We start from the raw sequence: 13,851 nt of genomic DNA on the forward strand, positions 1-13,851 counted from the left end.
TTAAGCAACGGCAACAGCACACCAGCTGTGAGCGCTGTTAGAATGGTTGTTTTCCGCCGACTGGATACCCTGTGACACAACCCACGCCCCGGCTAAAGGCCCTCGACGCACTGCGTGGTATTGCTGCGTTGGCAGTAGTGCTTTTTCACTATGTGCCCTATTACCACCAGCTCTATGGACACGACTTCGAGCCCTGGCGTTTCCTTGAGTTCGGACGATACGGCGTCCATCTTTTTTTTATCCTGAGCGGTTTTGTTATTTTCATGACGCTCGAGAAAACCGCCTCCGCGGGCTGGTTTGGGCTGGCGCGGGCTTTTCGGCTCTTACCGGCACTGTGGATCGCGATCCCGATCACCTTTCTATCAGTACAGCTTCTGGGCCCGGAAAACAGGGCGGTACTGCTGACAGACGCGCTTTGGAATTTCACGCTGTTGCATGAGTACCTGGGGCGCCCCCACGTGGATGGGGCTTATTGGAGCCTTGTAATCGAAGCTACATTCTATGTCTGGATGGCGGTGCTCTTCTATAAGATGGGGTCGGGCAAACCGCTCTTCGTCGTGATGTGGTTGTGGGTTGGCATCAGCTATCTGGCAGTGATGTTCTGGACCCAAATACCGGATGGGCTGGAGTTCCTGGTCAAGGACCTGCTTTTCACTCGCTACGCGCCCCTTTTCATCAGCGGCATGCTACTTTATCGCTGGCATAGCCGCGGTGCGCCAGCTGTCGCAGAACGACTGCTGCTGACTTTTTCGGTCTGTCACGCTTTTCTGGCGTACCCTGCGCCGTTCAGTCTGTTCGTCCTGGCCTGCTACGGGACTTTTGCTCTTGCCGCATTCGGTTTTCTCGACCGCATCGCGACACGGCCATTACTGCTCTTGGGGAGCGTTTCTTACTCCCTTTACCTGATCCATCAGAACCTCGGCTACGGCATCATCGGTTGGGGCTACAGTCAGCAGTTGCCGGGGCTTTTAAGTGTTGGGCTGGCTCTGAGTGTGTCGATGGTGCTGGCCTACGCCATTCACCGCTGGGTCGAGAAACCCGCCCTGAGATGGTTTAGGGATCACCGGCGCAAATCTGCTGTGGACAAGATTGCGGTTAGCCCGGAGCGGCCCCGTTCGGTGCTTTAATCGCACCTCGTCAGGACCTTTTTAGTGTGGATGGCGCTTCATACTGCTGAGTAAGCGCAGTATGGCGACCGTTCTTACACCGCTCGGGACGGCCGTCCGTGGCCGCCTCGCTCGCGGGCATCCATGCCCTTGTTTCAGAAGGGCCGCCATACTGCACAATTTGACTGAGAGTGCGCCGTCGGCCTTAATTTGAGTAAGAGTGTGCGAAGTGGACTAATTGTTTCCTCGATGTAATGGTGCTAATGTTCGGCGAATCTAGGGATCGGAACCCAGCACAAGGAAATTGCCCGTGTTCGCCCAATGCATGGAAAACCGTGCCCAGTCAGCCAGTCGCTACCTCGCTCTGAAAAAGCAGCTCCACCAGGACTTCACCGAAAATCAGGTGGACGTCTACGCGCTCAATGCCAGTGACCTCACGAAGATCTGGATAGCCGATCATCTCGACCGCGGCCTGTCCGAGTTGCAGATTTCTGCGAAATTTGAGGAGTTGCTGGGGGAACAGGCTCTGGAGTTCACCCAGAATGGCTTCCAGATTGTCGACGCTCACGGCGCGACGGCCATTTCCATTGCTATGGACTCAAAGGTAATGATTGCCCTGGGGTCGGACATGAAACGATCCGGCAACCTGCTGGGCGCTTTCCGTACCTCTGTCCACAACGGCAAGCAGTACATCATCTTCAAGGGCAACCACCGCCTACGCACGACGATTCGGGGAACCCGGTACCGGATTAATAATCCGACCATCGTGAAGCTGGGCATCGGGACTGAGGGGCTGAAAGCTGCGGCTAAGGGGGGCGTCTACGTTGCGCTAGTTGTCTCGGCTGGGGTTAACGGTTTTGCATGGGTGTTTGACGAAGAATTCGGTTGGCGGGATTTCCTCCGAAATATGGCGGAAGACGTCCTTAAGGCGGCACTAGCTGCTGTAGCAGGCTTTTTTGCTGCGAAGGGCATCGCCGCTGCGGGCGCAGGGGCTCTTGTGGCTTATGGAGTTGGCGCGTTCGTTGCCATTGTTTCCGGTTGGGGACTGAGCGACATTGGCCCGCAGGATTTAGAGCTCTTTGTAGAAAAAATTGTGCGTCTGCGTCGCCAATACTCAACGGTGATAAATGATCCGAAAACCATCCTGAGAAACGGCCGACTGAAGGCTGAGGATGCCGTTATCTGCACAGCTTCTGTCACAGGTGGGATTCTTATCGAGCATGTTGCCAGAAACGTGCAAATGAGAATAAATGAGCTAGTGCGCCGGCTTAAGCCAACAAGAGCTTACTAATGCCATACAATCGTCTGCTACGGGAACAACAAAAAGAAATCGCACCTGCTGGTGATCGCCCATGGGTTCGATTAGGGATGATATTTCTCTGCGTTGCGCTATCAGTGTTCGCTTATTGGTTATATAACTTCGAGTTGAATTATGCGGAAAACCTTATTAACTCCGATCGTGCTTTAATCGTCTCGCGTGATTTCCTTATAGGCGCCATTTTTGCCCCGATCACCGGCTTAGCTGTAGCTCTGATCCTGTTAATTGAAACGTTATACCGGAATTTACTGAAACGTCCTCTTTCTTATCTCGCCGAGAACATCAAACGAATATCGACTGGAGCTATGTTTGTAGGGCTCGCTCTCATGATTGGGAGTGGAATGTTTGTCGACCCAGCGTGGGATAAGGCGCTCAACGACGCGGGCTATACAAAATGTAGCAACTTCGTTTTGCGTTTTAATAAAAACTTCACGAACTCCGCATGGGTCAAAGACTCTAGCTTCTGCCTGGACGATGAGCTCCATCAGATCCTCCACGACAACCACAGCCGCAGGGGTTTTGACCAGGCGGCAAAGTACCTGGAGCGGACCTACCGATGACCGCTCCGGGCGCTAGCTGGGAGAACGCCGGAGAGGTCTAGTCATACGCTAACTGACCCCAGAGATAAGACGCCTCAGTGTTTCAGCACCCGCGCAAGGAAGGTCTGAGTGCGTTCGTTTTGCGGGTTGTCGAACACGTCGGCTGGCTTGCCCTGCTCGACAATCTGCCCTTCGTGGATGTAGATCACCCGGTGGGCGACTTCCCGGGCGAACCCCATTTCGTGTGTGACGATCATCATGGTCATGCCATCCGCCGCCAGTTCCCGCATTACGTCCAACACTTCACCGATCATTTCCGGATCCAGGGCGGAGGTGGGCTCGTCGAAGAGCATCAGCCGGGGTTCCATTGCCAGAGAGCGGGCGATAGCCACGCGCTGTTGTTGGCCGCCTGAAAGCTGGGTCGGGTATTTGTCCGCCTGGTTGGCGATGCCGACTCTTTCAAGCAGCTCTCTGGCATTCTGGCGTGCCGCCTCTTTGCTCTGGCCGCGCACTTTGACGGGCGCCAGGGCGACGTTTTCCAGCACGGTCAGATGGGGAAAGAGGTTGAATTGCTGAAATACCATGCCGACTTCGCTGCGGATTTCGTGCAGCGCTTTTTGATTGCGGCCGTAGGGCTCTAACTGATGCTTCACGACTTCCACGGCGCCGTCCTGGAATTCTTCCAGCCCGTTCACGCAGCGAATCAGTGTAGATTTACCGGAGCCACTGGCCCCGATAATTACGACAACTTCGCCGGGCTCGACGGACAGCTCGATGTCCTTGAGGACGTGGAGGCTGCCGAAGTGTTTGTTCATGTTCTCAATTTTTACGATCGCGCTCATGCAGGACCTCCGTCAGATTGATGCTGATCCGCGCCGCTCGTACCAGCGGAGCAATACCGACAAGCTGAGGGTTACGGAGAGATAGAGCAGGGCGACCATGAAATAGACCTCGAAGGCCGTGAACGTGGTAGCGATGTAGACCTGACCCTGGCGCACGAGCTCGCCGACGCCGATCACCGAGAACAGTGAGGTGTCCTTGATACTGACGATAGCCTGATTGCCAAGAGGGGGGATCATGCGGCGCAGGGCCTGGGGCCAGACAATGGACCAGAACGTCTGCGAGCGGCTCAGGCCGAGGGAAACACCCGCCTCGGACTGGCCCGGATCGATGGACTTTACGCCACCGCGCACGACCTCCGAAATATAGGCTCCTGAATTGAGAGCAATAGCCGCAATGCCTGCGGTCATCGCATTGATAGGACCGCCTATCAGGTCGGGCAGACCATAGTAAATGAACAGCACCTGTACCAGAATTGGCGTGCCGCGAAAGATTTCGATATAGATTGTCGCGGGCCAGCGTACCAGGAGCGTCCGGCTGAGACTCATCAAACCGGCGACGATACCGATCAGGAAACCGATGAAGAGCCCGCCAAAAGAGATAATCAGGGTGTACGGGAGACCTTTCAGGAGAAAGGGCAGGGAATTGATGGCGGCTTGCCAGTCAAACGTAAAGCTCAGTTCCTCCACAGGGGGGTCCTCTGCTGGTGACGAAAAAACGCGACCCCTGCTCCGCCTTGCCCGGCATAAGTGAGCTCGGGCAGCAAGGGATCAGGGATCGCGCTCAGGTTGGGCTTACTCTGGAGCTTGACCGAACCATTTCTTGTAGATTTCGTCGTAGGTACCGTCTTCCTTCATTTCAGCCAGGGCTTTATTTACCTTCTCGACCCACTCGCTGCCGTCTGCCAGGGCAATCCCGTACTGCTGCCCTTCGTAGAGAGGGCCGACGACTTTTGCGCGGCCCTCGCCCTGGGTCTTTGAAAAATAGCCAACGTTGGGCGCATCATAGAAGACCGCGTCCACACTACCCGCGAGCAGGGCCATATACATATCGCTGCTGCCTGGATAGGGCGTGATTTCGGCCTTTTCACCGACATTTTTTTGCAGGTAATTAGCGCTGGTGCTGCCGATCTTGGTGCCGACGGTTTTACCTTCCAGATCATCAACCTTTTTGATGCTGTCGTCGTTGGCGCGAACGAGCAGGCGCAGGCCGGAATCGTAGTAGGGGTCGGAGAAATCAACGATTTTCTCGCGCTCGTCAGTAATGGTGATGCCAGCCAGGGCGATGTCCGCATTGCGCGCCTGGAGCGCGGGGATAATACCGTTGAAGTCCATAGTGCGCAGGTCATACTCAAAGCCCGCGCGCTCGGCCACTTCGGCCAGGATGTCCATGTCGAAGCCGACCATTTCGCCGGACTCCTGGTCCAGCATCTCGAACGGAACGAAACTTGGATCAGTGACGGCCTGCAGTTTTGCGTCCTGAGCGAGCGCGGAACCTGCGCCCAGAGAAAACGACATCGCAATCGCGGCGGTGAGTGCTTTCAATCCGTTGGTCATCGTATTACCCCTTCCAGCAAATTATCAGGTGAGTGTTCGTCCTTTTTTTGTCTCGCCGAAATGCGCCGATTATTCTCGATCTGGTGCCGATCAAGCTTTCGTAGACGACTTCGCTTTCGGTGTTGTAAAACCTTGCGGCGCGCCAGAGCTTAAGTCAAGCGCTTGCTGGTAGCTTGAAGTCGCATTGACGACAAAGGGAGGGGGTAGTAGACGGAAGGAAAACAAGGCTGGGCTGCGCCGGAGACTCTGCCGCTGCCCAGCCTTGGGTCTACTCAGGAATAATCGCTAAAAGCTGATCTTGGGCTCGGGGGCGAGCGCGAGGTTGTCCCATATAGCGAGGCTGGGAGTCGACTGGTTGAGTGTGTAGAAGTGAAGCCCGGGAGCGCCCCCGGCCAGCAGTTTGCGGCACATCTCGGTCACCACTTCTTCACCGAACTTGCGGATGCTCTCACTGTCATCGCCGTAGGCGTCGAGCTGTTTGCGGATCCAGCGCGGCACTTCGGCCCCGCACATCTCACTGAACCGGATCAGGCTGGAGTAGTTCACGATGGGCATAATGCCGGGCACGACCGGTATGGTTATGCCGGCTTTCTCCAGTCGGTCGATAAAATAGAAGTAGGCATCCGGGTTGTAGAAATATTGGGTGATCGCGCTATTTGCGCCCGCTTCCACCTTGCGCTGGAAATTTTTCAGGTCTTCCTCGGCGCTTCTGGCCTGAGGGTGGTATTCCGGGTAAGCCGCGACTTCAAGGGCGAAATGGTCGCCACTGTGCTCGCGGATAAAGGCCACCAATTCATTGGCATACCGGAGCTCTCCGGCAGAACCCATGCCGGAGGGCAGGTCGCCGCGCAGCGTGACGATGCGATTTACGCCATTATCGCGGTAGATATCGAGCAGCTCGGCCACGCTCTCACGAGTCGAACCAACGCAGGACAGGTGCGGCGCCGTCGAAATGCCCTGCTTGTGCAGCTTGAGCACGGTCTCGATGGTGCGATCGCGGGTGGAGCCGCCGGCGCCGAAGGTCACCGAGAAAAAGCTGGGCTTCCGCTCGGCGAGTTCGTCACGGGTCTGTTGCAGCTTTTCCACGCCCGCGTCCGTCTTGGGTGGGAAGAACTCAAAGCTGAATCGGCGTTCGAACTGTTTTTGAGACTGCATGTTTAATGTCCTGTTGAGAGAAGGACCAGAAAAATCCAGGAACAATAGGCGTGTTTGAGGAGTGGGCTGTGGTCGGACTGACTGCTTTCAAGTTAAAAGCCGACAGGGAAGCGAACAGCCAGGTGGCTGCTCGCACTCTCCACATTGCCGCACTGATCAGTACTTGTAGCTGTCAGGCTTGAACGGTCCTTCAACCTCTACGCCAATGTACTTGGCCTGTTGGGGCGTCAGCTTGGTGATAACGCCACCGAAGCCCTCGACCATGTGCTTGGCCACTTCTTCATCCAGATGCTTGGGAAGAACTTCAACCGTGACACGAGCGGCACGCTCTTCCATCGGCAGATCCGCGAACTTGCGTTCAAACAGGTAAATCTGGGCAAGCACCTGGTTGGCAAAGGAGCCGTCCATGATGCGCGAAGGGTGGCCCGTCGCGTTGCCCAGGTTGACCAGGCGGCCTTCGGACAACAGGAGCAGGTGGTCGTTGCTGGCCTTGTCACGGTAGATCTTGTGGACCTGGGGCTTGATCTCATCCCATTCCCAGTTCTTGCGCATGAAAGCGGTGTCGATTTCGTTATCGAAATGACCGATGTTGCACACCACCGCGCCGGACTTGAGCGCAGCCAGCATGTATTGGTCACAGACGTTGACGTTGCCAGTGGTGGTGACCAGCAGGTCGGTGTGCTGCAGCAGGTCGCGGTTGATACCTTCGGCGGAGTTGGTGTTAACACCGTCCTTGAACGGGGATACCACCTCGTAGCCGTCCATGCACGCCTGCATGGCGCAGATGGGGTCAACTTCAGCGATCTTGACGATCATGCCTTCCTGACGCAGGGATGCAGCAGAGCCTTTGCCGACGTCGCCATAACCGATGACCAGGGCTTTTTTGCCTGACATCAAGTGATCTACACCACGCTTGATGGCATCGTTAAGGCTGTGGCGACAACCGTACTTGTTATCGTTCTTGGACTTGGTCACCGCATCGTTGACGTTGATGGCCGGCACTTTCAGGGAACCGTCGCGCATCATTTCCTGCAGGCGATGCACACCGGTCGTAGTCTCTTCACTGATGCCGTGGCAGCTGTTGAGAATCTCAGGATACTTGTCGTGCAGCAGCTGGGTAAGGTCGCCACCATCGTCCAGGATCATGTTGGGCTTCCAGCCGTCGACGCCCGCCCCGACGGTCTGTTCGAGACACCACTCGTACTCCTCTTCGGTCTCACCCTTCCAGGCGAAAACCGGAATGCCAGACGCGGCAATAGCCGCAGCCGCCTGGTCCTGGGTTGAGAAAATATTGCACGATGACCAGCGGACTTCAGCACCGAGGGAAACCAGGGTTTCGATCAGCACGGCCGTCTGGATGGTCATGTGGATGCAGCCCATCACGTAAGCGCCTTTAAGCGGCTGCTCCGCATGGTACTTCTCTCGCAGCGCCATCAGGGCCGGCATCTCGCTTTCAGCGATATCAATTTCCTTTCGGCCCCAGCCGGCGAGGGTGATATCACGCACTTTATAGTCGTCGAAGTTTTTCAGCTTCTCAGCGGGTGTGCTCATGTTCTGTCTCCTTGCTTCCCGGCGGGGCGGCGTAATGTTCGCCTGTGAGTGCCCAGACCGGGGTGAGTGTGAATAGCGGTGTTTCGTTTAGCTGTACGAGGACCTAGATCCGTGCTGCATCACGCAGCAGCTCAGCCTTGTCGGTCTTCTCCCAGGGGAATGCGGTGAAGGTATCGTCGCCCACGGTCATTTCGAACGGGTTCCGGCCAAAATGCCCGTACGCTGCGGTCTGGCGGTACATGGGGTGAAGCAGATCGAGCATCTGGGTCAGCGCGTAGGGTCGCAGGTCGAAATTGGCTCGGATCAGCTTCTCGATAGTGACGTCATCGACCTTGCCGGTACCAAATGTGTTAACAGCGATCGACGTAGGCTCGGCAACGCCGATAGCGTAGGAGATCTGGATCTCGCAGCGGTCCGCCAGGCCGGCCGCGACCACATTCTTGGCTACGTAGCGACCCGCATAGGCGGCAGAACGGTCAACTTTGGACGGGTCCTTGCCAGAGAACGCGCCGCCGCCGTGGCGGGCCATGCCACCGTACGTGTCGACAATGATTTTACGGCCGGTCAGCCCACAGTCACCTACCGGGCCGCCGATCTCGAATTTGCCCGTCGGGTTAATGTGGAACTTGGTATCTTTGTGGATAAGCTCAGCTGGAATGACGTGCTTGACGATCAGCTCCATCACCGCTTCGCGCAGGTCTTCCTGGCTCACGTCAGGGCTGTGCTGGGTCGACAATACGATGGCATCGATACCGACAACCTTGTCGCCTTCATAGCGGCAGCTGACCTGGCTTTTGGCATCCGGGCGCAGCCAGTTCAGCAGGCCGGACTTACGACACTCCGCCTGGCGCTCGACCAGACGGTGGGCGAAACAGATCGGGGCGGGCATGAGGACGTCGGTCTCATTGGCTGCGTAGCCGAACATCAGGCCCTGGTCACCCGCGCCCTGGTCTTCCGGCTTCTGCCGGTCTACGCCCTGGGCGATGTCGACGGACTGTTTGCCGATAATATTGATTACGCCACAGGTTGCGCCGTCAAAACCAACGTCTGAGGAAGTGTAGCCAATGTCGCGAATGACTTCGCGCACCAGTTCTTCAAGGTCGATCCAGGCAGAAGTGGTGACTTCGCCGGCGATAATGGCCACGCCGGTTTTCACCAGCGTTTCACAGGCCACGCGGGCGAGTTTGTCTTCTCTCAGAATGGCGTCCAGGACTGCGTCGGAAATCTGGTCCGCGACTTTATCAGGATGGCCCTCGGAGACCGACTCGGAGGTGAACAGGCTGTACTCGCTCATAACTTAACGTCCCTCAAGATCAATAAATACGTGCGTTGAAAGCGCGGTTTTTTAGGTGTAGCTGTTGTATTACAGGTACAAAGTGAAAAGACGATGGCTCAATGCCGGGCCGGACTGAAATCCCATATCTGTATCTGGAAGCCATTGCGTAGCCCGATAAATGCCGGCTCAGTCGCAGTCAGCCCAGCTGCCCGGGCCCAGGTGGTCAATTCGGCGGCGCCAAAACCCAACCAGAGGTCACCGCAATTTTCCCGAACCCAGTTCTGATCATGGCTACTGAGGTCGCTGATGATAAACCGGCCCTCTGGAGCAAGCAGGGCGGCTACATCCGGAAACAGGTCTGCTGGGTTAGGCAGATGATGCAAGACCATATTGGCAACCACGAGATCAAACCGACCGACGCTGTCCTGTAAGCGGCTGCTGGCGATCGCACCAGCCTCGCCCTGCCGTAGAATGACATTCATCAATCCTTTGTGGCGCGCCGTTTCAGCGGCCAGCGCCAGCATCTCGCGTGAATTGTCGACGCCGACGACTTCCTCAAAGCGCTCTGCCAGCACGGGCAGAAAATGACCTTCCCCCGGGCCGATTTCCATGGCCCGCTTGCGTCGTGCCCCACCAAAACGCGCATCAATGAGCTCTTCCACCGGGTCAGCGTATTGCCCGAAATCTGCAATCAGCTCCTGCTGTTCGCGAAAGCGTTCAGCGTAACGGGCAAAGAAAGCCTGGGACTGTGCCGAGCGCTGTTCGCGTATGGCGGCTATTCGTCTCTGCCTGTCAGTGCTCAGCGGGTATAGGTCGAGTGTCCGGAATATGCCATCCGCAGCCTGCTCGTCGGCACTCTCAGGCAGGTGCCGCAACGGTCGCCGGTAAAAGATGGCGTTGCCTTCCCGCTGAGACTCTACCAGTCCCGCCCGGGAGAGCACTTTGAGGTGGTGGCTCATGCCCGACTGCTTGGCGTCAAACAGCTGACACAGTTCCAGTACGCCAAATGTTTCGCGGCGAAGTACTCTGAGTATCTCGAGGCGTAGCGGATCGCCGCTGGCTTTGTAGACAGCGGAGAGCGTCTCAAGCGCGTCGGCGGAGGAGCTCTCAAGGTCTGGCGCGAGGCTGGCGGGACTGTTCATCTGGGCGAGTTTAGGTGGACCACCGGCACGGGTCAATAACTATATCAAAGTTTTTTGATATAGCTTGAGAGCCTCCAGTAGTTAACGGGCCATCGGCTGAAGCTGTCCGCTGGCGGGTTCTTTCACGTATCATGCGCCCAGCATTCCTGCCGCCTGGAGACCTGACATGCAATTTCCCCCGCTGACCCTTAAGAAAAACGCCGAGCGTCGGATCCGGGCTGGCCATCTCTGGATCTACAGCAACGAAGTGGATATCGCCAAGACACCCCTGGCCGCATTTGAACCGGGCACCCAGGCCAGTGTCCAGGCCAGCAACGGCAAGGCTTACGGCGTCGCCTTTGTGAACCCTCACGCCCTGATCTGCGGGCGCCTCGTTACCCGTGACGCGGGCCAGGGCATGACGCCGCAACTGCTGGCACGGCGGATGAGTGCGGCCTTGAGCCTGCGCGAATCAGTCTATGACAGGCCGTTCTATCGGCTGGTATTTGGCGATGGCGATGGCCTATCGGGGCTTGTGATTGATCGCTTTGGCGATATTTGCGTGGTTCAGATCTCGACCGCTGGCATGGAGTTGATGCGGGAGCAGATCATTGAAGCGGTCCACAAGCTGCTCAGTCCCGGGGTAATCGTGCTCAAAAACGACGGAAAAATGCGTGAGATCGAAGGGCTGCCATCATACGTTGAAGTCGTGCATGGGACGCTTGCGGCCTCGATGCTGGTGGAAGAAAACGGTGTTCCTTTCCAGGCACCGGCAGAGGGCGGCCAGAAGACCGGCTGGTTCTACGATCATCGCCAGAACCGTCAGCGCTTGCAGACTTATGCTCGTGGCAAACGCGTGCTGGACGTTTTCAGCTATGTCGGCGGCTGGGGCGTTCAAGCCGGTGTTGCTGGCGCATCCCAGGTTACGTTTCTGGACAGCTCGGCCGCGGCGCTTGAATATGCGGCGGAAAATGCCCGTAACAACGGTCTCGATAATGCCGAGTATCTCCAGGCAGATGCCTTTGAGGCGCTGAAAAAACTGGCGGAGGAAAAAGCCGAGCGCTACGACCTGATCATTCTGGACCCGCCCGCACTGATTCCGCGCAAGCGCGATATTCCCCAGGGCGAAGCGGCCTATGCACGCTTGAATGAGCTGGCATTAAGGTTGCTCGACAAGGATGGCATGCTGATGTCAGCCTCGTGCTCGATGCATCTTGGCGCTGATCGTCTACGGGATGTGGTGCGCGCCAGCGGTCGCAAGGTTGATCGATTCGTGCAGTTACTGGAGCAGGGGCATCAGAGTGCGGATCACCCGATAGTCCCGGCCATCCCCGAAACAGAATATCTCAAGGCTTTGTGGTGCCGCAGCCTGAGTGGCTTTTACTGAACCAGGTCTTTTTTGCTGGCGGAACTAGCGTTGCCCGTTAAGGTTTGGGCAAGTGCCATAGCCGCGTCCCGCGTCGCGGAGATGTCATCCAGGCCGGGTGGTGCTGGCTCCGCTTCCGCCAGATTTCTGAGCGACAGGCCCAAGCGCTTCGCTGCAGACACATCTGGGCCAGCCTCCGGCCAGAAGTGTCTCATCAGCCAGCTCCACTCTGCGTCCAACTCGGTAAAGTCAGTTCTGGCAAAGGCGCTGTGCCACAGGGGCATCCCGTTGTTGTCTTCTCCGCTCGGCTGACTCCTCCAGCGGGCCAGGGTCTGAGCCAGTTCGTCCAGCCAGGCGACGAGCAGGTCGCGGCGCCCTATGGCCGTCGGCGGTTTCCCCTCCGTTGCGAAAAGCATTGCCAACCCGCTCAGGTCGGGCAACGGCACCGTTGGGGCGCAGTGCTCCTCTACTGCGAGCTGCAACAGCCCTGCCATGCTCTGGGTAAGTGTCCGGCGGCGGTCTGCCGCTGGGACCGTGTCGGCGTCAGCGTGAGACGCCGGCTCAAAAGCAGTGGCCTTTCTCGTCGGTTTGCCGTCTTCATCAGGCGCGCCCCAGAGCATGAACTCAAGGGGATGAAATCCCAGCACAACATAATAAAGGTCAGTCGACAGATGTTCCTCCGCCAGGGCTTGGGGATCCAGTGGCACCTCACTGTAGACCAGGCCGCTGATCGGGTATCCGGGTACGCTGTCGAGATAGCCGGGAAGAATAGGCTCGACATCAATCATGGGGTGGGCGGTATCGCTCTCGTCGAGGCCCGCCGTAAGGAGCAGCCGGCGCCAATGCTGCCAGTTCTGATGAGCCGTTCTCCACGCCTCGCGCGCAGAGCCAAGGCCCGCGCGCGAAGGTGACTGCATGAACTCGGCGACCTGGCTTTCAAGAACGCTGCTTGCGGCGCAGAGTTCCTGCCGCGTGGTCAGAGCCATCCGGTGCGCTGCTGCGAGAGCGGGGTCAGCATTCGCTGGCGCGTACTCAATGTCTGCCTGCTCTATCGATGGCGGCGGTTCCTCGCTGTGTTGGCGATCCGAGCAGCCAGCCACCAGCAGGACTGACAGCGCGGCCCCGAGTAATCTTGCTGGCCAGGTTCGGGAAGCGATATAACCGGCCAGATCTCCAGAGCTTCCCATCTCAGCCCCGCAAGCTGCGTATCGGCCAACCGCGCTGGCGGGCCATGTCTTCCAGAATGGGGTCTGGATCGATGGCGACGGGATGAGGCACCGCTTCCAAAAGGGGTAGGTCGTTGTGGGAGTCACTATAGAACCAGGCGTCGTCCAGAGTATGGGACGTCTGCTTCAGCCACTGATGCAGACGCTCGACCTTGCCGCCCTGGAAGCAGGGCGTTCCCGCCACACGGCCTGTGTAGCGGCCGTCTTTAATCTCAGGGTCGGTTGCCAGCAGGTGGTCAACCTTTAAGAGGGCGGCTATGGGTTCGGTCACGAAGCGATTGGTCGCGGTGATGATCAGAAGCACATCGCCGCGCTGGCGATGCTGGTCGAGCAGGGCCGCAGCTGCAGGCAGCATCAGGGGTTCAATCTGTTCCGCGAGAAACCTTTCACGCAGGGCGTGGAGTGTCTCAGTGGGGTGCTGGGTCAGTGGTTCCAGCGCAAACGCAAGATACTCCAGGATGTCGAGCGTGCCGTTCTGGTACTGGTCGTGGAAACGGTCGTTAGCTTCCCGGTAGACGCTTGGATCTACAACTTTTTGCTCAACCAGATAGTCTCCCCAGGCATGATCGCTATCACCGCCGATCAGAGTATTGTCGAGATCAAAGATTGCCAGGGCCACATTTAACTCCGCTACGTTCTTTTCAATGCCTCGCCAGCGGACCGTTATTCGCTGCGGGCGACTGGCTCGGAAGGGATGAGAATTGTAGCAGCGGACCATAATTGCGGCGATGATAGTTTGCCGGGTATGGTAATCTCTGGAAAAATGACGGTAACTTAAGATGAGCAGGTGCCGAACT

General features: G+C 57.4%; 13 protein-coding genes. 4 read left to right on the forward strand and 9 right to left on the reverse strand.

Annotated elements, in window-relative coordinates; genetic code table 11:
- Positions 1-71: 71 nt before the first annotated feature.
- From soil367_RS03320 to soil367_RS03330, 3 genes are all read left to right on the forward strand, one after another.
- Positions 72-1,127 carry an acyltransferase family protein gene (locus tag soil367_RS03320; RefSeq protein WP_136546870.1) on the forward strand — a complete coding sequence of 352 codons (1,056 nt, stop codon included), beginning with the start codon at positions 72-74 and terminating at the stop codon, positions 1,125-1,127.
- Between the two features lie 289 nt (positions 1,128-1,416).
- Positions 1,417-2,397: a hypothetical protein gene (locus soil367_RS03325; RefSeq protein WP_136546873.1), complete on the forward strand. Its 981-nt coding sequence runs from the start codon at positions 1,417-1,419 to the stop codon at positions 2,395-2,397.
- Positions 2,397-2,984: a hypothetical protein gene (locus soil367_RS03330; protein WP_136546875.1), complete on the forward strand. Its 588-nt coding sequence runs from the start codon at positions 2,397-2,399 to the stop codon at positions 2,982-2,984. The genes soil367_RS03325 and soil367_RS03330 overlap by 1 nt, the downstream gene beginning before the upstream one ends.
- 74 nt (positions 2,985-3,058) lie before the next feature.
- Here the strand turns inward: soil367_RS03330 and soil367_RS03335 are convergent, their stop codons facing one another.
- The 7 genes from soil367_RS03335 to soil367_RS03365 form a co-directional block, all read right to left on the reverse strand.
- Positions 3,059-3,796: an amino acid ABC transporter ATP-binding protein gene (locus tag soil367_RS03335; RefSeq protein ID WP_216642805.1), complete on the reverse strand. Its 738-nt coding sequence runs from the start codon at positions 3,794-3,796 to the stop codon at positions 3,059-3,061.
- A 21-nt stretch (positions 3,797-3,817) separates the two neighbouring features.
- Positions 3,818-4,492 carry an amino acid ABC transporter permease gene (locus soil367_RS03340; RefSeq protein WP_136546880.1) on the reverse strand — a complete coding sequence of 225 codons (675 nt, stop codon included), beginning with the start codon at positions 4,490-4,492 and terminating at the stop codon, positions 3,818-3,820.
- Positions 4,493-4,597: 105 nt separating this feature from the next.
- Positions 4,598-5,359 carry a transporter substrate-binding domain-containing protein gene (locus soil367_RS03345; protein ID WP_136546882.1) on the reverse strand — a complete coding sequence of 254 codons (762 nt, stop codon included), beginning with the start codon at positions 5,357-5,359 and terminating at the stop codon, positions 4,598-4,600.
- A gap of 285 nt (positions 5,360-5,644) precedes the next feature.
- Positions 5,645-6,514 (reverse strand): methylenetetrahydrofolate reductase [NAD(P)H], encoded by an 870-nt coding sequence (gene metF, locus soil367_RS03350; RefSeq protein ID WP_136546884.1) that lies wholly within the window; start codon positions 6,512-6,514, stop codon positions 5,645-5,647.
- Positions 6,515-6,670: 156 nt separating this feature from the next.
- A complete protein-coding gene (gene ahcY, locus soil367_RS03355) occupies positions 6,671-8,065 on the reverse strand; it encodes an adenosylhomocysteinase (protein WP_136546886.1) in 1,395 nt (464 codons plus the stop codon).
- A gap of 103 nt (positions 8,066-8,168) precedes the next feature.
- On the reverse strand, positions 8,169-9,359 hold the full coding sequence (metK, locus tag soil367_RS03360; protein ID WP_136546888.1) for a methionine adenosyltransferase: 1,191 nt from the start codon (positions 9,357-9,359) through the stop codon (positions 8,169-8,171).
- Positions 9,360-9,457: 98 nt separating this feature from the next.
- Positions 9,458-10,483 carry an ArsR/SmtB family transcription factor gene (locus soil367_RS03365; protein ID WP_136546890.1) on the reverse strand — a complete coding sequence of 342 codons (1,026 nt, stop codon included), beginning with the start codon at positions 10,481-10,483 and terminating at the stop codon, positions 9,458-9,460.
- A gap of 166 nt (positions 10,484-10,649) precedes the next feature.
- Here soil367_RS03365 and soil367_RS03370 point away from each other — a divergent pair, with 166 nt between their 5' ends.
- Positions 10,650-11,849, forward strand: coding sequence for a class I SAM-dependent rRNA methyltransferase (locus tag soil367_RS03370; protein ID WP_136546893.1), 1,200 nt, complete (start codon positions 10,650-10,652; stop codon positions 11,847-11,849).
- Here the strand turns inward: soil367_RS03370 and soil367_RS03375 are convergent.
- Positions 11,843-13,015, reverse strand: a complete 1,173-nt coding sequence (locus soil367_RS03375) for an imelysin family protein (protein WP_136546895.1) — start codon at positions 13,013-13,015, stop codon at positions 11,843-11,845. The genes soil367_RS03370 and soil367_RS03375 overlap by 7 nt on opposite strands.
- A 1-nt stretch (position 13,016) precedes the next feature.
- Positions 13,017-13,673 carry a histidinol-phosphatase gene (locus tag soil367_RS03380; protein WP_136546897.1) on the reverse strand — a complete coding sequence of 219 codons (657 nt, stop codon included), beginning with the start codon at positions 13,671-13,673 and terminating at the stop codon, positions 13,017-13,019.
- Between the last annotated feature and the right edge of the window lie 178 nt (positions 13,674-13,851).

This window comes from Hydrocarboniclastica marina, assembly GCF_004851605.1.
Classification (GTDB): Bacteria; Pseudomonadota; Gammaproteobacteria; order Pseudomonadales; family Oleiphilaceae; genus Hydrocarboniclastica; species Hydrocarboniclastica marina.

What these genes read in the sequence shown, in the direction of transcription:
- soil367_RS03365 (WP_136546890.1), bottom strand. Translation starts at nt 10,483, where the DNA reads ATGAACAGTCCCGCCAGCCTCGCGCCAGACCTTGAGAGCTCCTCCGCC.
- metK (WP_136546888.1), bottom strand. Translation starts at nt 9,359, where the DNA reads ATGAGCGAGTACAGCCTGTTCACCTCCGAGTCGGTCTCCGAGGGCCAT.
- soil367_RS03330 (WP_136546875.1), top strand. Translation starts at nt 2,397, where the DNA reads ATGCCATACAATCGTCTGCTACGGGAACAACAAAAAGAAATCGCACCT.
- metF (WP_136546884.1), bottom strand. Translation starts at nt 6,514, where the DNA reads ATGCAGTCTCAAAAACAGTTCGAACGCCGATTCAGCTTTGAGTTCTTC.
- ahcY (WP_136546886.1), bottom strand. Translation starts at nt 8,065, where the DNA reads ATGAGCACACCCGCTGAGAAGCTGAAAAACTTCGACGACTATAAAGTG.
- soil367_RS03375 (WP_136546895.1), bottom strand. Translation starts at nt 13,015, where the DNA reads ATGGGAAGCTCTGGAGATCTGGCCGGTTATATCGCTTCCCGAACCTGG.
- soil367_RS03345 (WP_136546882.1), bottom strand. Translation starts at nt 5,359, where the DNA reads ATGACCAACGGATTGAAAGCACTCACCGCCGCGATTGCGATGTCGTTT.
- soil367_RS03370 (WP_136546893.1), top strand. Translation starts at nt 10,650, where the DNA reads ATGCAATTTCCCCCGCTGACCCTTAAGAAAAACGCCGAGCGTCGGATC.